The organism is Streptomyces sp. NPDC015139, assembly GCF_043079785.1.
GTDB lineage: Bacteria > Actinomycetota > Actinomycetes > Streptomycetales > Streptomycetaceae > Streptomyces > Streptomyces albidocamelliae.
The window spans coordinates 53,924-69,936 of record NZ_JBIBUW010000023.1; the positions used below are offsets into that span (position 1 = coordinate 53,924).

At 71.6% G+C, this 16,013-nt stretch carries 15 protein-coding genes; 11 read left to right on the forward strand and 4 right to left on the reverse strand.

All coding sequences use genetic code 11. The features are described 5' to 3' along the window. The first annotated feature begins 212 nt into the window (after nt 1–212). The 5 genes from ACF08B_RS36925 (at nt 213) to ACF08B_RS36945 (ending at nt 5,588) form a co-directional block, all read left to right on the forward strand. Nucleotides 213–1,061, forward strand: coding sequence for a menaquinone biosynthetic enzyme MqnA/MqnD family protein (locus ACF08B_RS36925; protein ID WP_093476850.1), 849 nt, complete (start codon nt 213–215; stop codon nt 1,059–1,061). Nucleotides 1,062–1,111: 50 nt separating this feature from the next. Next, on the forward strand, nt 1,112–2,848 hold the full coding sequence (locus tag ACF08B_RS36930) for a protein kinase (protein ID WP_392321405.1): 1,737 nt from the start codon (nt 1,112–1,114) through the stop codon (nt 2,846–2,848). 66 nt (nt 2,849–2,914) lie between these two features. Beyond that, nucleotides 2,915–3,685: a prepilin peptidase gene (locus ACF08B_RS36935; protein WP_392321406.1), complete on the forward strand. Its 771-nt coding sequence runs from the start codon at nt 2,915–2,917 to the stop codon at nt 3,683–3,685. Between the two features lie 71 nt (nt 3,686–3,756). Further along, a complete protein-coding gene (mqnC, locus tag ACF08B_RS36940) occupies nt 3,757–4,971 on the forward strand; it encodes a cyclic dehypoxanthinyl futalosine synthase (protein ID WP_392321407.1) in 1,215 nt (404 codons plus the stop codon). Between the two features lie 17 nt (nt 4,972–4,988). Then, on the forward strand, nt 4,989–5,588 hold the full coding sequence (locus tag ACF08B_RS36945; RefSeq protein ID WP_392321408.1) for a hypothetical protein: 600 nt from the start codon (nt 4,989–4,991) through the stop codon (nt 5,586–5,588). A gap of 26 nt (nt 5,589–5,614) precedes the next feature. On the opposite strand, the gene ACF08B_RS36950 is transcribed toward ACF08B_RS36945, so the two are convergent. Continuing rightward, nucleotides 5,615–6,598 (reverse strand): chitinase, encoded by a 984-nt coding sequence (locus ACF08B_RS36950; protein WP_392321409.1) that lies wholly within the window; start codon nt 6,596–6,598, stop codon nt 5,615–5,617. A gap of 252 nt (nt 6,599–6,850) precedes the next feature. Between ACF08B_RS36950 and ACF08B_RS36955 the strand changes: the two genes are divergently transcribed. Genes ACF08B_RS36955 through ACF08B_RS36970 form a run of 4 tightly spaced genes read left to right on the forward strand, consistent with a single transcriptional unit; the run spans nt 6,851 to nt 11,342 of the window. After that, the gene (locus ACF08B_RS36955; protein WP_392321410.1) at nt 6,851–7,165 is read left to right on the forward strand and encodes a hypothetical protein; all 315 of its coding nucleotides are present in this window, start codon (nt 6,851–6,853) and stop codon (nt 7,163–7,165) included. A gap of 19 nt (nt 7,166–7,184) precedes the next feature. Then, a complete protein-coding gene (locus ACF08B_RS36960) occupies nt 7,185–9,458 on the forward strand; it encodes a bifunctional polysaccharide deacetylase/glycosyltransferase family 2 protein (RefSeq protein ID WP_392321411.1) in 2,274 nt (757 codons plus the stop codon). Between the two features lies 1 nt (nt 9,459). Next, complete coding sequence (locus ACF08B_RS36965) at nt 9,460–10,623, forward strand: acyltransferase family protein (protein WP_392321412.1); 1,164 nt, start codon at nt 9,460–9,462, stop codon at nt 10,621–10,623. Between the two features lie 23 nt (nt 10,624–10,646). Continuing rightward, nucleotides 10,647–11,342 carry a demethylmenaquinone methyltransferase gene (locus ACF08B_RS36970; RefSeq protein WP_093476859.1) on the forward strand — a complete coding sequence of 232 codons (696 nt, stop codon included), beginning with the start codon at nt 10,647–10,649 and terminating at the stop codon, nt 11,340–11,342. A gap of 93 nt (nt 11,343–11,435) precedes the next feature. Here ACF08B_RS36970 and ACF08B_RS36975 read toward each other — a convergent pair whose 3' ends face one another. Together ACF08B_RS36975 and ACF08B_RS36980 are read right to left on the reverse strand one after the other, a co-directional pair. Then, on the reverse strand, nt 11,436–11,744 hold the full coding sequence (locus tag ACF08B_RS36975) for a PASTA domain-containing protein (protein WP_107423876.1): 309 nt from the start codon (nt 11,742–11,744) through the stop codon (nt 11,436–11,438). Between the two features lie 109 nt (nt 11,745–11,853). Continuing rightward, nucleotides 11,854–12,372 carry a GNAT family N-acetyltransferase gene (locus tag ACF08B_RS36980; protein ID WP_392321413.1) on the reverse strand — a complete coding sequence of 173 codons (519 nt, stop codon included), beginning with the start codon at nt 12,370–12,372 and terminating at the stop codon, nt 11,854–11,856. A gap of 99 nt (nt 12,373–12,471) precedes the next feature. Here ACF08B_RS36980 and ACF08B_RS36985 point away from each other — a divergent pair, with 99 nt between their 5' ends. Next, nucleotides 12,472–13,755 (forward strand): geranylgeranyl reductase family protein, encoded by a 1,284-nt coding sequence (locus ACF08B_RS36985; RefSeq protein ID WP_093476863.1) that lies wholly within the window; start codon nt 12,472–12,474, stop codon nt 13,753–13,755. A gap of 316 nt (nt 13,756–14,071) precedes the next feature. On the opposite strand, the gene ACF08B_RS36990 is transcribed toward ACF08B_RS36985, so the two are convergent. Then, nucleotides 14,072–14,896: a C40 family peptidase gene (locus ACF08B_RS36990; RefSeq protein WP_392321414.1), complete on the reverse strand. Its 825-nt coding sequence runs from the start codon at nt 14,894–14,896 to the stop codon at nt 14,072–14,074. Nucleotides 14,897–15,650: 754 nt separating this feature from the next. On the opposite strand from ACF08B_RS36990, the gene ACF08B_RS36995 reads away from it, so the two are divergent. Continuing rightward, the gene (locus ACF08B_RS36995) at nt 15,651–16,010 is read left to right on the forward strand and encodes an NADH-quinone oxidoreductase subunit A (protein ID WP_003992243.1); all 360 of its coding nucleotides are present in this window, start codon (nt 15,651–15,653) and stop codon (nt 16,008–16,010) included. The last annotated feature ends 3 nt before the right edge of the window (nt 16,011–16,013 follow it).

Here is a 16,013-nt window from a genome sequence, read left to right on the forward strand (position 1 = left end):
TCGTCTGAAAACGACGAGAGCCCGCGGTCACATGCTCCGCAGGCTCTGTACTGCAAGGGAAACCAAACTGCAACTTGCGGCGAGCCTAGCATGTGGGCAGCCGAATGCAATAGGGATCAAGATCACGTCACCCGGATGTTTGAACCATCGCTAGCCCGTTTGGCGGTGGGGTCGGTCCCAGCACCGTACAGCGCGGGGTCTAGTCTCGCGATGTGGACAATTCTCGCACCCGGCCGCGCGTCGGCCACATCCAGTTCCTGAACTGCCTCCCCCTCTACTGGGGCCTCGCGAGAACCGGCACGCTCCTCGACTTCGAGCTCACCAAGGACACCCCGGAGAAGCTCAGCGAGCAGCTCGTGCGCGGCGACCTCGACATCGGACCCGTCACCCTGGTCGAGTTCCTGCGCAACGCCGACGACCTCGTCGCCTTCCCCGACATCGCCGTCGGCTGCGACGGCCCGGTGATGTCCTGCGTGATCGTCTCCCAGGTCCCCCTCGACCGGCTGGACGGCGCCCGGGTCGCCCTCGGCTCGACCTCCCGCACCTCGGTCCGCCTCGCCCAGCTCCTGCTCGCCGAGCGGTACGGGGTCCAGCCCGACTACTACACCTGCCCGCCCGACCTCAGCCTGATGATGCAGGAGGCGGACGCGGCCGTCCTCATCGGCGACGCCGCCCTGCGCGCCAACCTCCTCGACGGCCCGCGCTTCGGCCTGGAGGTGCACGACCTCGGCGCCCTCTGGAAGGAGTGGACCGGCCTGCCGTTCGTCTTCGCGGTCTGGGCGGCCCGCCGGGACTACGCGGCACGCGAGCCGTCCATCACCCGTCAGGTCCACGAGGCCTTCCTCGCCTCCCGCAACCTCTCCCTGGAGGAGGTCGGCAAGGTCGCCGAACAGGCCGCCCGCTGGGAGGCCTTCGACGAGGTCACCCTGGAGCAGTACTTCACCACCCTCGACTTCAGCTTCGGCGCGCCGCAGCTCGCGGCCGTCGCCGAGTTCGCCCGCCGGGTGGGCCCGACGACGGGCTTCCCCGCCGATGTGAGGGTGGACCTGCTGCGGTCGTAGCCGCGCGTCACTACGCTGCTGCCCACGAGGCGTTGGGGGGAGCGTGCGCCATGCAGCCGCTGGAAGTCGATGAGCCGGCCGTCGTCGGGCCCTACCGGCTGCTCGGCCGGCTCGGTGCCGGCGGCATGGGCCGGGTCTACCTGGGTCGCAGCGCGGGCGGCCGCACGGTCGCCGTGAAGATCGTGCACCCGCACTTCGCGCTGGACGAGGAGTTCCGCGCCCGGTTCCGGCGCGAGGTGGACGCCGCCCGGCGGGTCGGCGGCGCCTGGACCGCGCCCGTCCTGGACGCGGACCCGGACGCCCGGGTGCCCTGGGTCGCCACCGCGTACGCGGCCGGGCCGTCCCTCGCGGCGGCCGTCACCGACGACGGCCCGCTGCCCGCGCACACCGTGCGCGCCCTCGGCGCGGGCCTCGCCGAGGCGCTGGCGGCGGTGCACGAACTCGGCCTCGTCCACCGGGACGTGAAGCCGTCCAACGTGCTGCTGACCCTGGACGGCCCCCTCCTCATCGACTTCGGCATCGCCCGCGCCATGGACGGCACGGCGTCCCTGACCTCCTCCGGGGTGTCCATCGGCTCCCCGGGCTACATGTCGCCCGAACAGATCCTCGGCAAGGGCGTCAGCTGCGCCGCCGACGTCTTCTCCCTCGGCGCCGTCCTCGTCCACGCGGCCACCGGTGAACCGCCCTTCCGCGGCGACTCCTCGGCCGCCCTGCTCTACAAGGTGGTCCACGAGGAACCCGAACTGGGCCCGCTCACCGGTGAGCTGCGAGACCTCGCGGCGGCCTGCCTGGCCAAGGACCCGGCGGCCCGGCCCGGCCCCGCCGAGCTGGGCCGGCGGCTCGCCCCCGACGGAGCCTCGCGCCTGATCGCGGGCGGCTGGCTGCCGGGCCCCCTGGTCGAACAGGTCAGCCGCAGCGCCGTACGTCTGCTCAACCTGGACACGGGGGAGACGGCCGGGGCACCGCACTCGGGCCCGGTGCCCTTCAGCAGCCCTTCGGTGGGCGGGCCCGCCGTCGCGACCGGGACGAATCCCGGTGGCGGCGCCGGGGTGTTCGGGCCCGCGCCCCTGATGGACCAGGGGGTGGCGGCCGGCAGCCCCGGCGCGGTGCTCGGGGTGCCGACACCCGCGGACGGGTTGCCCTCCGGTACGCCGACCGTCGTGCCCGCGCCGCGGGACGCTCCGCCGCCCGGCCGGGTCTCCGTCAGCGTCGCGGCGGACTCCGCCCCGACGCAGGGCGGCCGCGGACGCAGACTGAGCTGCACGGTCGTCCTGGCGGTCGCCGGCGCGCTGGCCGCGGCGACCCTCGGCGCCGGCGCCCTGCTGAAGCCCTGGTCCCAGGAGAGCGACGGCGACTCGAACGCCGGCAGCGGCAGCGCCCAGTCCCCGGCGCCCGGCGCGGCGTCGAGCGGCACCGCCGCGAGCGGCGCGCCCGGCCCGGTCCCCGCCCGCTACCTCGGCACCTGGGAGGGCCCGGCCACCGGACTGGGCGGCAGCCTGCCCATGGGAACCTTCCGGGTCACCGTCCACCAGGCCGCCGTAGGACAGGAGTTGGGGCGGATGCGGCAGACCGACCCGATCGGCGCCGTCTGCACCGACATCCTCACCCTGAAGAAGGTGACGAAGACCCGGCTCCTCGCCACCTCGAAGGGCGCCGGGACCAACCACGCCGGCTGCAACCCCACCCCGCACCAGGTGGAGCTGACACCGGCCGGCGACGACCTGAAGTACACCTCGGACAGCTCTGCCGAGGGCAACCCGGTGGCCCGTATGACGAAGGTCCGCTGACCGCCGTACGGGCCGGGCACGACACAGCACGGGGGATTCGCGGATGCCGACGGGAAGCGGGACCGGATGAGCGCGGGCGGGATCACCACGGGCGTACTGGCGCTCACGGCCGGGGCATGGGGCGCGCTCGCGGGCACGCTGCTGCCCCGCGCCGCGCACCGGTTCGCTGTACCGACCGGGGAGCCCTGGCGGGACCGGTGCCCCGGCGGCCACCGGATCCGGGGATGGCTGGGCGGCGCGGACTGCGGCGCGTGCGCGGACGACGGGACACCCGCGGACCCCGGCCCCGGCGGGAACACCCCCTCCGCCGTGCGCCTCGCCACGGCGACCGTCCTCGTCTGCGCCGCGCTCGCCACCGCCACCGGCACCCGGCCCGAACTGGCCGTCTGGCTGCTGCTCGCACCCGTCGGGGTGCTGCTCGCCGCCGTCGACTTCCGGGTGCAGCGGCTGCCCGACCCGCTCACCCTGCCGCTCGCCGCCGCGGCCCTCGCCCTGCTGGGCCTCGCCGCCGTGCTGCCCGAGCACGCCGGCCACTGGCTCACCGCGCTCTACGGCGCCCTCGCGCTCGGCGGCGGCTACTACCTGCTGTACCGGATCAACCCCGCCGGCATGGGCTTCGGCGACGTGAAACTGGCCGTCGGCATGGGCGCCGTACTCGGCTGGTACGGCTGGCCCACCGTGCTGCTCGGCACGTTCGCCGGGTTCCTGCTCGGCGCCCTCTACGGCGGAGCGCTCGTCGTGGCCCGGCGGGCCGGGCGCAAGTCGGCGATCCCGTTCGGCCCGTTCCTCATGGCCGGCGCCCTCGCCGGGCTGCTGGTCGGCGCGTACACGGCCTGACGTCCTCGGAGGAAACACGCTGGCGTAGGCTGGTTCGGTCCGTCCAACCCCTTGACGAAAGGGACGCCCCGGTGACCGAGAAGGCCGACCTCACTTCTTCTGATGTCACAGCCGTCCTCGACCGTGCCGCAGGCGGTGGGCGGATCACCCCGGAGGAAGCGCTCGTCCTCTACCGCGACGCCCCGCTGCACGCTCTGGGCGCCGCCGCCGACGCCGTACGCCGCCGCAAGTACGCCGGCACCGAGCACATCGCGACGTACATCATCGAGCGCAACATCAACTACACGAACGTGTGCGTCACCGCGTGCAAGTTCTGCGCCTTCTACGCGGCCCCCAAGGACACCGCGAAGGGCTGGACCCGCGACCTCGACGACATCCTGCGCCGCTGCGCGGAGACCGTCGAGCTGGGCGGCACCCAGATCATGTTCCAGGGCGGCCACCACCCGGACTACGGCGTCGAGTACTACGAGAAGCACTTCAAGGCCATCAAGGACGCCTTCCCGCAGCTGGTGATCCACTCGCTGGGCGCGTCCGAGGTCGAGCACATGGCCCGGATCTCCGGCGTCTCGGTGGAAGAGGCCATCACCCGTATCCACGAGGCTGGCCTGGACTCGTTCGCGGGCGCCGGCGCCGAACTCCTCCCCGAGCGGCCCCGCAAGGCCATCGCCCCGCTGAAGGAGAGCGGCGAGCGCTGGCTGGAGATCATGGAGACCGCGCACCGGCTGGGTGTCGAGTCGACCTCCACCATGCTCATGGGCACCGGTGAGACGAACGCCGAGCGCATCGAGCACCTGCGGATGATCCGGGACGTACAGGACCGCACGGGCGGCTTCCGCGCGTTCATCCCGTACACCTACCAGCCGGAGAACAACCACCTGAAGGGCCGCACCCAGGCGACCCTCTTCGAGTATCTGCGGATGATCGCGATCGCCCGGCTGTTCATGGACAACATCCAGCACATCCAGGGCTCCTGGCTCACCACCGGCAAGGAGGTCGGCCAGCTCTCGCTGCACTACGGCGCGGACGACCTCGGCTCGATCATGCTGGAGGAGAACGTGGTCTCCTCGGCCGGTGCCAAGCACCGCTCCAACCGCCTGGAGATCATCGACCTCATCCGCAAGGCGGGCCGCGTCCCGGCGCAGCGCGCGACGACGTACGAGCACCTCGTCGTCCACGACGACCCCGCCAACGACCCCGTCGACGACCGCGTGGTCTCCCACATCTCCTCCACGGCGATCGAGGGCGGCACGGCCCACCCCGAGCTGAAGCTGCTGGCGTCCAACTAGGACCGGCCGGGCGTTCCGTGCTGACACTTCACGTTGCCGAACAGTCGCCCGAGACGGCGGTGCTGGTCGACGGGGCGTCCGTCGCCGCCGTCGGCCGGTACGAGGAACTGGCCGACGCCGACCCGCGGGCGCGGGTGCGGCGCTGGCCCGGCATCCTGACGCCCGGACTGCTGAACCCGTACGGTCCGGAGCTGCTGGAGGCCACCTACCACCCCGACCCGCGCGAGGCCGACACCCTCGGAACCGAGCCCATCGGCGGGGAGCGGGCGCGGGCGATCTTCCGCGCCGACCCCGCCCGCCTCGGCGCGAGCGCGCGCCGCGGGGTGCAGCGGATGCTGGCGCACGGCACGGTGGCGGTGGCCGGCGAGCTGCGGTCCAGGGCCGTCGTCGACGCCGTGCGCAGGGCCGGACTGGCGGTGGGACAGCGGCCGGACCGTCTGCCGGGCCCGGCCGCGCTGTCCCCGACCCCGCTCATCCTGCTGCCGAGGGTGGTGCCGGGCGGACCCGCCCGGTTCGCCGTGTTCGACGTCGCGGACCCCGCCGAACTGGTCCGGCGCGGTGCCGGCACCTGCGTGGCGACCGTGATCGGCGGGCGGCTGGTGTACCGCGGCCGCTGACGCACGGCCCCGGGCCGGACGCCGGCTCAGCCCGCGAAGGCCTCCGCGAACGCCCCCGCGCCCTGCTCCACCCCACTGCAGTCGGTCGCCGCGTCGTCCTGCCCGGACTCCCCGTCCTCGCACGGCCGATCGCGGAAGGTCGCCCACATGGACACCCAGGCGATCCCCTCGCGCGCCGCGAACCTCCGCACCCGGGCGGCGTCGGAAAGCGTGAACGTCTCCCCGGCCACGTCGTTGACCCCGAGCATCGAGGTGAGCGCCATCCCCTGCCAGGCACCGGCGTCCGACAGCCCGAACACCCTCCTCAGCTGGGCGTGCGCGGCCTTCGCCGAGCTGACGGCGTAGCCGCCCATGTCGCCGTCGTACGACTCCCCGTAGTTCATGGTCATCAGGTTGACCGTGGAGACCTGCACGTCGTACGTGTTCGCGGACTCCAGCAGGGCGAGACCCTGGGCGTCGAGCCCCGACGGCATCACCGGCAGGGTGAACGAGACCTCCAGCCCCGGGCGTTCCTTCTGCAGCCTGGCTATCGCCCGTGAACGCCGGGCCGTGGCGGCGGAGTCGGTGAGGCCGTCCCCCTCGACGTCGAAGTCCGCCTGGTTCGTGCCGGCCGCGTCCAGCGCCCGCGCGTAGGCGGTGGCGAGCTCCGGGACGCTGTCGCAGGCGGTGGCCAGCTCCTTGCCGGAGGCCCCGCCGAAGGAGACACGGACCCCGGCACCGCCCTTCTCCAACCGCGCGATCCGTGACCTCACCTCCGAGTCGCCGATCGCCTCGGTGCCGTTCCACTTCGGTGTGCAGCCACCTCCCCCGGAGATCACGAAGGCGAGGTTGTAGTCGGCGGGGGAGCCCTCGGAGTCGGTGGCGGAGGCCCCGGTCGCGCTGACGTAGGGGGCGTAGGTGGTGGCCCGACCGGTGCTCCCGGCAGGCCGCCCCAGCCCCTGCGAGCACCCCGTCACCGCAAGTGCGAACGCACAGGTGTATCCGGCGATCGCCTTCACTGAACTTCTCATCCTGCCCGCACCCGTTCTCGTGACGTCTCGTCCCCGGCGGGAAACCTCTCACACGAAACCGTGAGCGCTCCCGGGAATCCCAGGGAAATGACAGCCTGAGGCAGCCCTCACGGCCCGCTCAAAGCCACTCCGGGAAAGGGCACATGAAAGCTCCCTAAGGTCCGGGGAATGCGATCCGAACCCGCCATCGAAAGTCGCGCCGCCGGGCGCGGTCGCCGCCGCAAACATGGCAACGGGCCCGCCGGGGGACCCGTGTTCGTCGACACCACCGGACGCCGCTCCAGGATGCTGCGCCGCGTCGGCCTGCTCGTCGGCGCCGTCTGCCTGGCCTACACGGGTGTGCTCGCCGCCGCCTTCATGGGCTGGGGCACCTCCCTGACCCCGTCCTCGCTCCTTCCCTTCGGCAGCGCGGACGGCGGCCGGGGCCCCGATGCCGTACGGCCGCAGGGCGGTGCCGGCCGCCAGGCCGGTCTGCCGACGGGCACGCCGTCCGCGCCGCCCGTCTCCGTGACCCCGTCCCCGTCCGCCCCGGTGTCCGCCCCGGCGGCCGTCGCGGACGCCAACTGACCGGAGCGCAGCGGCAGCCATGACCACTCCGACGTCCTCCCGGGGCCGCAGGCGCGCGCCCACCCGCATCGAACGCGCCGCGGGCAGGGCCGCCGCCCTCCAGCGGCCCCGCGTCATCCTCGCCCTCCTGCTCCTGCTCGCGCTCACCTGCGTGCTGCTGCTCGACGGCTATCTGCGCGCCGAGGTCGGCGGCGACCAGCGTGTGCGCACCGGCGCGAGCTCCGCCGACGTACCCGACCGGATCCTGAACGGCGGCCCGATCCTCACCTTCCGGGGCGGCCGGGCCACCACGGTCTCCGTACCGTCCAGGACCATCGCCCTCACCTTCGACGACGGCCCGAACCCGACCTGGACCCCGCAGGTGCTCAAGATCCTGCGCGCGTACGACGTCCCCGGCACGTTCTTCCTGGTCGGCTCCATGGTCTCGCGCTACCCGGACGTCGTCAGGACGATGGTCCGGCAGGGCAACGAGGTCGGCGTCCACACCTTCACCCACGTCGACCTGTCGTACCAGAGCGGCGCCCGCGTCGACCGCGAGATCCAGCAGACGCAGCTCGCCCTCGCCGGCGCGGCCGGCATCACCACCACCCTGTTCCGCGCGCCGTACTCCTCCGCGACCGACGCCGTCGACGACTACAGCTGGCCCGTCTACAAGAAACTCGGCCAGGACGGCTACACCAGCGTCTTCGTCGACACCGACAGCGACGACTGGAAGCGGCCCGGCGCCTCGAAGATCGTCCGGTGGGCCACCCCCGAGGACGGCGAGGGCGCCTCGGTCCTCTTCCACGACGCCGGCGGCGAGCGCTCACAGACGATCGCGGCGCTGCCCCGGTACATCGAGAAGATGAAGGCGAAGGGCTACACCTTCACGACCATCAGCGGCGTCATGGAGCAGCAGCGCGCCACGGACCGGGGTACCGGCGGCGTCCCCGACGCGACCGCGGGCGCCCTCACCGGCGGCGCCACGACGGCCGGCACCGCCCGCCTCCAGGCAGCCCACCGCACCGCCACCGGCACGACCCTCTACGAGGGCAAGGCGCTCGTCGCGGCCGTCGCCGTCGCCGAGTGGACGCTGCCGGTGCTCTCCGCCGGGCTGCTGGTCGTCGGCGTGGCCGTCATGGGCCGCTTCGCGATGATGGTGGTCCTCGCCCGCCGCCACCACCGGCAGCGCAACAGACGCCGGTTCGGCTGGGGGCCGCCGGTCACCCGGCCGGTGAGCGTGATCGTCCCGGCGTACAACGAGAAGGAGTGCATCGCGGGCACCCTCGCGTCACTGGCGCGCAGCACCCATCCGATCGAGATCCTCGTGATCGACGACGGCTCGACCGACGGCACCTGCGAGATCGCCCGCGCCGCGGCCGAGTCGCTCGGCATGCCGAACGTCCGGGTGATCCGCCGGGACAACGCGGGCAAGCCCGCCGCGCTCAACAACGGCGTCCGCAACGCCACCCACGACCTCGTCGTGATGATGGACGGCGACACGGTGTTCGAACCGGACGCGGTACGGCAGCTGGTGCAGCCGTTCGCCGACCCCTCCGTCGGCGCGGTCGCCGGCAACGCCAAGGTCGGCAACCGCGGCACGCTCATCGGCGCCTGGCAGCACATCGAGTACGTGATGGGCTTCAACCTGGACCGGCGCATGTACGACCTGCTGCGCTGCATGCCGACCATCCCGGGCGCGATCGGCGCGTTCCGCCGGGAGGCGGTGCTCGCGGCCGGCGGCATGAGCGACGACACCCTCGCCGAGGACACCGACATCACCATCGCCCTGCACCGCGCGGGGTGGCGGGTCGTCTACCAGGAGCACGCCAGGGCCTGGACGGAGGCGCCGGGTTCCCTCAGGCAGCTGTGGTCCCAGCGCTACCGCTGGTCCTACGGCACCATGCAGGCCCTCTGGAAGCACCGCGGGTCGCTCACGGACAAGGGGCCGTCGGGCCGGTTCGGACGCGTCGGCATGCCCCTGGTGGTGCTCTTCCAGATCGTCACACCCGTCTTCGCCCCGCTGATCGACGTCTTCACCGTCTACTCGATGATCTTCGTCGACCTGCGCGCGGCCCTGCTGGCGTGGCTGGCGGTCCTGGCGGTCCAACTGCTGTGCGCGGCCTACGCCTTCCGCCTCGACCGGGAGAAGTACCGCTACCTCCTGATGATGCCCCTGCAGCAACTGGCCTACCGCCAGATGATGTACCTCGTCCTCATCCACTCCTGCGTCACCGCTCTCACGGGCGGCCGGCTGCGCTGGCAGAAACTGAAACGCACCGGCGAGGTCGGCGCACCGGCGGGGGCGGGCTGACATGGGCGCACACAGCAGGACCGGACCCGCTCGCGACGTCCGGCCGTCGCCCGACGTGCGGTCGCCTTCCGACGGGCGGTCGCCTTCCGACGGGCGGCCGTCCCCCGACGCGCGGCCGTCCCGCCCGCGGTCGGCCGGCAGGGACCGCTACTTCGACACCCTCAGAGCCCTCGCGCTGATCAGGGTCGTCACGTACCACACCTTCGGCTGGGCCTGGTGCGGCATGGTGTTCCCCTCCATGGGAGTCATGTTCGCCCTCGCCGGCACCCTGATGGCGAGGTCCCTGGAACACCCCGCCCCGAACGTCCTGAGCAGCCGCCTCAGAAGACTCCTGCCCCCCTTCTGGTTCTGGGGCTTCTTCGTCGTCCTCGCCATGCTCGTGCACGGCTGGATGCCCGGCCCGCAGATCGTCTACTGGATCGTCCCGCTCGGCGACCCGCCCGGGAACGCGTGGGGCGAGCAGGCCTGGGAGATCCTCTGGTACCTGCGCACGTACCTCTGGTTCGTCCTGCTCTCCCCGGCGCTGCTGTGGATCTTCCGCAAGGCTCCCGTGCCCGTGCTGCTCCTCTCCCTCGCCCCGGTGCTCGTCCTGAACTTCCTCCGGACCGCCCCCGACGGCCGGCTCGGCAGCGCCCTGTGGGACCTGTCGACCTACGTCTTCTGCTGGCTCCTCGGCTTCGCCCACCGCGACGGCGTGCTGGAGCGGGCCGGACCGGTCCCGGTCGCCGTCCTCGCGGCCGCGGCACTGGGCTACGGCGCCTGGTACGCCTTCTCGCACCAGGCCGCCTTCGGCACCTACGACCTCGACGAGAACCCGCTCGCGCAGGCCCTCTGGTCGGCCGGTTTCGTGCTCCTGCTGATGTGGGCGAAGGCGTACTTCCGCACGGACTTCGCGTGGCTCGGCCGGTTCCGCCGTCTCGACCGGACGGTCACGGTCTTCAACGCGCGCGCGGTGACGATCTACCTGTGGCACGAGATCGCCCTCGTCCTCGCCGTCCCGCTGATCGACCGGTTCTGGCAGGTGCCCGCATTCGAGGCGTACCTGCCGCTGGACAGCCAGTGGTTCCTGTTCGGTGTCGGCTGGCTGCTGATCGCCGTCCTGGTCCTGCTGTGCGGCTGGGTGGAGGACGTCGCGGCACGCAGGAAGCCCAGGCTCCTGCCGTGAGACCGGGCTGCAACAATGGGCGGGTGACCCGCGCTTCCCTGAACAAGCAGCCGCACGAAGTCGCCTCGATGTTCGACGACGTGGCGGAACGGTACGACCTGACGAACGACGTGCTGTCGCTCGGCCAGGACCGGCGCTGGCGCAAGGAGGTGGCGAAGGCGGTCGACGCGCGCCCCGCGCAGAAGGTCCTGGACCTCGCGGCGGGCACGGCCACCTCCTCGCTGCCCTTCGCGCGGACCGGCGCGTACGTCGTCCCCTGCGACTTCTCGCTCGGGATGCTCCAGGTCGGCAAGAGGAAGCACACCTGGCTGCCGTTCACGGCGGGCGACGCGACGAGGCTGCCGTTCAAGGACGACACCTTCGACGCCGTCTCGATCTCCTTCGGCCTGCGCAACGTGCAGGACACGGACGCGGCCCTGCGGGAGATGTACCGGGTGACCCGGCCCGGCGGACGCGTGGTGATCTGCGAGTTCTCGCACCCGACGTGGGCGCCCTTCCGGACCGTCTACACCGAGTACCTGATGCGGGCGCTGCCGCCGGTCGCCCGGAAGGTGTCCTCGAACCCGGACGCGTACGTCTACCTCGCCGAGTCCATCCGCGCCTGGCCCGATCAGCCCGCCCTCGCCGAGAAGCTGCGCAAGGCGGGCTGGTCGAAGGTGGCGTGGCGCAACCTCACCGGCGGAGTGGTCACGCTGCACCGGGGCTTCAAGGAGGCCTGAGCGCGACGGGGCTCCGGGCGCTGAGCGTCGTGGGGAGCCGGGCGCTGAGCCTCGTGGGGAGCCGGGCGGAGCCGACCGGCCCCCGCCTGCCGATCACCTGTTGATCATCTCGAAGGCGTCGCCGGGTTCGCCGAGCTCGCGCTCCATCCCGCCCGTGGGCGGCCGCGGGACGCGTGGCTCGCGCACGCCTCCGCCGCCCTCGCCCTCGCCGAAGTCGAACCACACGTACACCATCGAGTCCGGCGGCACCTCGGCCCCGGGCTGCGGATACTGGCGTACGACGTACTCGACGACCGTGCGGTGGAAGTCCGGGCGGTCCGGCGCGTTGAGGAACAGGCCTCTCGCCCGGGCCGTTTCGCGCGCGTCCATGGCCATCAGACCGACCAGACGCGGAACGCGCACTTCGGGTGTTTGCGGTGGTATGCGCACAGATGTCACCCCCAGCGGTACTGGCAGGGTAACTCCCGGGCGCCCCAGCCGGAAGGCGCCGGTGTCTTTCTGTAACAGACGGCTACTGTGCGTGATCGAGGGGGAGTCGGAAGCAGAGCGCGGGCTCGTTCAGCGTGGGGTGCTCGTAGGTCTCCGCGGGCTCCATGCCGAGCCGGCGGGTCACCGCGATCGAGCGCTCGTTGCCCGTCCGCACCATGGCCACGACCCCCGGCACCCCGGCCTCCCGCACCCGCACGAGGGTCTCCCGCGCCGCCGCGGTGACGTATCCCCGGCCCCAGTACGCGCGGCCGAGCCGCCAGCCGATCTCCGTCTCGCCGACCGGACCCCAGTCGGGCCGCCACGGCTGGGCTCCGGTGAAGCCGATGACGTCCCCGGACTCGTCCAGCAGCGTCCACAGGCAGAAGCCGAGCTCCGCGTCGTGCCGCCGCTGGCGCGCGGTGAGTTCCTCGTAGACCGACAGCGCCGCGGGCCTGCCGCCGTAGAACTCCATGACCTCGGGGTCGGCGAAGATCCGGTGCCAGGCGACCGCGTCCTCGTGGGTGGGGACGCGCAGCCGTACCGCGGGGAGAGGTCGGTTCACAGGGCAGCCCTTCAGCCGGGTGATCAATTCTGCTGAATAGACTGCCCATGTCCAGTGCCGGTCGGCACACAGATTTCAGAACCTTGGGGAGATCCCGCCGTGACCGAGCCCCTCTCCGAAAACACCGCCGATGTGATCGTCGTGGGCGCGGGGCCAGCCGGCTCCACGACCGCGTACCACCTCGCCAAGGCCGGTCTCGACGTACTGCTCCTGGAGAAGACCGAGTTCCCGCGCGAGAAGGTCTGCGGCGACGGCCTCACCCCGCGCGCGGTCAAGCAGCTCGTCGCCATGGGCATCGACATCTCCGAGGAGGCCGGCTGGCTGCGCAACAAGGGCCTGCGCATCATCGGCGGCGGCAGCCGTCTCCAGCTGGACTGGCCGGATCTCGCCTCCTTCCCGAACTACGGTCTGGTCCGCAAGCGCGACGACTTCGACGAGCAGCTCGCCCGCAACGCCCAGAAGGCCGGCGCCCGCCTCTTCGAGCGCTGCAACGTCTCCGGCCCCGTCGTCGACGACCGCACCGGCCGCATCACCGGTGTGACCGCCAAGCTCGGCGAGGAGAAGCGCGAGGTCACCTTCCGCGCGCCGCTCGTCGTCGCCGCCGACGGCAACTCCACCCGCCTGTCCCTCGCCATGGGCCTGCACCGCCGCGAGGACCGCCCCATGGGCGTCGCGGTGCGCACGTACTTCACCTCGCCCCGCCACGACGACGACTACCTGGAGTCCTGGCTGGAGCTGTGGGACCGGCGCGGCGCCCAGGACCGCCTGCTGCCCGGCTACGGCTGGATCTTCGGCATGGGCGACGGCACCTCCAACGTCGGCCTTGGCGTCCTCAACACCTCCGCCTCCTTCAAGGAGCTGGACTGGCGCGAGATCCTCAAGGCCTGGTGCGCCTCCATGCCGGAGGACTGGGGCTACACCCCGGAGAACATGACCGGCCCCATCCGCGGCGCCGCCCTCCCCATGGCCTTCAACCGCAAGCCGCACTACACCAAGGGCCTGCTCCTCGTCGGTGACGCCGGCGGCCTCGTGAACCCCTTCAACGGCGAGGGCATCGCCTACGCCATGGAGTCCGGCCAGCTCGCCGCCGACGTCATCGTGCAGGCCCACGCGCGGGCCACGCCCGCCCAGCGCGAGATCGCCCTCCAGCGCTACCCGCGCGTCCTGAGCGACACCTACGGCGGCTACTACAACCTGGGCCGCGCCTTCGTGAAGCTCATCGGCAACCCGAAGGTCATGCAGATCGCCACCCAGCGCGGCCTGACCCACCCGGTGCTGATGAAGTTCACCCTGAAGCTGCTCGCCAACCTCACCGACCCCACGGGCGGCGACGCGATGGACCGCATCATCAACGGCCTGAGCAAGGTGGCCCCGAAGGCCTGAGAAGGCGCCCTGCGGGGCGCCGAGAGGCGCCCGGCGGGTGAGAGAAGCCGCGTCGGCGGCCCGGCGGGACGAGGTGTCCGCCGGGCCGCCGTTTGCAGTGATGCGCCCTTTTTCTGCCGGTCCGCTCGTCCGTCGGCAGGTCTCACCCGCCCGGCGCGCCGGACCGGTTGACGATGTGTCCGACATGCCCGACACGGTCGCCGTCACGGCAGTTGCCCACGTACGGGACGCCGGGTGCGAGCGCCGCGGGAACGACGCAAGGGCCGCTGCCCCCGAGCGGCTGCGGCCCTGTGCGCGTGAGAGGCGCCTGGTGCGGTCAGAGCACCCGCACGGCCCCGGTGGGCGGGTCGTACGACAGCGGCTTCTCCGCGACGCCGGTGGAGGGATTCTGCGCGCCGACGAACATGCCGTCGCCGACGTACACCGCCACGTGGTACGCGCTGCCCGCGCTGCCCCAGTAGAGGATGTCACCCGGCTGCAGGTTGCTCAGCGAGACCTGGGTGCCGGCCGTCGACTGGTCCTGCGAGACGCGCGGCAGGCTGATGCCGACCTGCTTGAAGGCCGTCTGCACCAGGCCGGAGCAGTCGTAGGCGGAGGGACCGGTGGCACCGGACACGTACGCCTTGCCGACCTGCGCCTTGACGAAGCTGATGACCGCGGCTGCCGAACCGGTGGCCGTGGACGTGCCGGTGGACGTGGACGTGGAGGTCGAGCCGGCGTCCGCCGTGGTGGAGAGCGTGGTGCGCTCGGCGTTGCGGGAGGCGCGGGCGGCGGCCTCCTTGCGAGCGGCCTCCTCGGCCTTCTTCTTGGCCGCGGCTGCCTTCTGCTTGGCATCGGCGAGGTCCGACTTGGCCTGCTTGGCGGCCTTTGCGGCGGCCGCGTCGCGCTCGGCCTGCAGCTGGTAGTTCGCGGCGGCCTGCTGGGTCGCGTCGGCGGACTGCGCTGCCTGGGCGGCCAGGTCTGCCGTCAGGGTGGGCAGTTCGAGGGTCTGCGTCACCGGCTCGGCTGCGTTCGCCGAACCGGCTGCCCCGGCGACTGCCAGGGTGCCGAGGACGCCACCGGCAACTCCGGCCCGCATCGCGAGGGTCGACGCGCTGCGGCGGGGCTTCCGGTGGCTGCGTATGTGAGCGGTGTGGGACATGGGAACAACCGGTACCAGGGGCTCCTTCATATCTTCAAGAAACGTGTGGTGCGCCACAATTGCTCAACGGAAGCCCCGAATCCCGGGCGTGTCGCTCTTTATTGACGCCGTAACGGACATTGCGGACGCCTGTGATCAAGCCCTTGATCACGGTCTTTGATCATTAAGTCCGAATTGCCCCGCGCCTACCACCGGTTGGAGTGGTTGGCCAAGCCCGGTTCTCAGGGATCTCTCATCGATGTGGCGGACGTCACGGAACGGCCACCGGAGGGGCTGCGTCCGCTGCGCGCGGAGCTCGTGAACGCGTGCACGCGCCGAGACGGTGTGGAGGCCGCGTCCACATCGCACCCCCGGCCTCCCTCTGATGTGTGAACGCGATCCACTATCAGCCCCTCCCATCCAGCACCAATTTGCATGCAGCGGAAGTCTCTTGATATGGAGACGACCCCTCCGGCCTGCGAAGACAAGCAAAAATGTCACTTCTGGTGATCAACTGAACGCTTCGCGTATGAAGATCACTCATCATCCGACTTCATGATCCTTCGTCAGGTGGTGGAGATCACAAAGCTTGTGGAATACCCCGTGTCGCAGATCACAGAGCGGCGGGCATAAGATGCGAGGCAGTTGGGCTTGTGACCTGCTTCACATGTTCTCGATCTTCGCCGGGACGAGCGGGGTTCGTGGGACCGGTGAGGCGCAAGTGAGCCCAGTGCAACCGCCAGCAGTCAGCGCCGACTGAGAGGAGCGAGGAGCGGTGAACGCGTATGCGCCCATCCTCGTACTGGGAGCCCTCGGGGCAGGCTTTGCGATCTTCTCCGTGGTCATGGCCACGCTGATCGGTCCGAAGCGGTACAACCGCGCCAAGCTCGAGGCCTACGAGTGCGGTATCGAGCCGACCCCCACGCCGGCCGGCGGCGGGCGCTTCCCCATCAAGTACTACCTGACGGCGATGCTCTTCATCGTCTTCGACATCGAGATCGTCTTCCTCTACCCCTGGGCCGTCACCTTCGACGCCCTGGGGATCTTCGGGCTCGTGGAGATGCTGCTCTTCGTGCTCACCGTCTTCGTCGCGTACGCGTACGTATGGCGGCGCGGCGGCCTGGAATGGGACTGAGGG

Bases quoted from the DNA above. Each gene is read 5' to 3' on its own strand.
- ACF08B_RS36990 (WP_392321414.1), bottom strand. From the start codon at position 14,896: ATGTCCCACACCGCTCACATACGCAGCCACCGGAAGCCCCGCCGCAGC.
- ACF08B_RS36960 (WP_392321411.1), top strand. From the start codon at position 7,185: ATGACCACTCCGACGTCCTCCCGGGGCCGCAGGCGCGCGCCCACCCGC.
- ACF08B_RS36930 (WP_392321405.1), top strand. From the start codon at position 1,112: ATGCAGCCGCTGGAAGTCGATGAGCCGGCCGTCGTCGGGCCCTACCGG.
- ACF08B_RS36950 (WP_392321409.1), bottom strand. From the start codon at position 6,598: ATGAGAAGTTCAGTGAAGGCGATCGCCGGATACACCTGTGCGTTCGCA.
- ACF08B_RS36935 (WP_392321406.1), top strand. From the start codon at position 2,915: ATGAGCGCGGGCGGGATCACCACGGGCGTACTGGCGCTCACGGCCGGG.
- ACF08B_RS36965 (WP_392321412.1), top strand. From the start codon at position 9,460: ATGGGCGCACACAGCAGGACCGGACCCGCTCGCGACGTCCGGCCGTCG.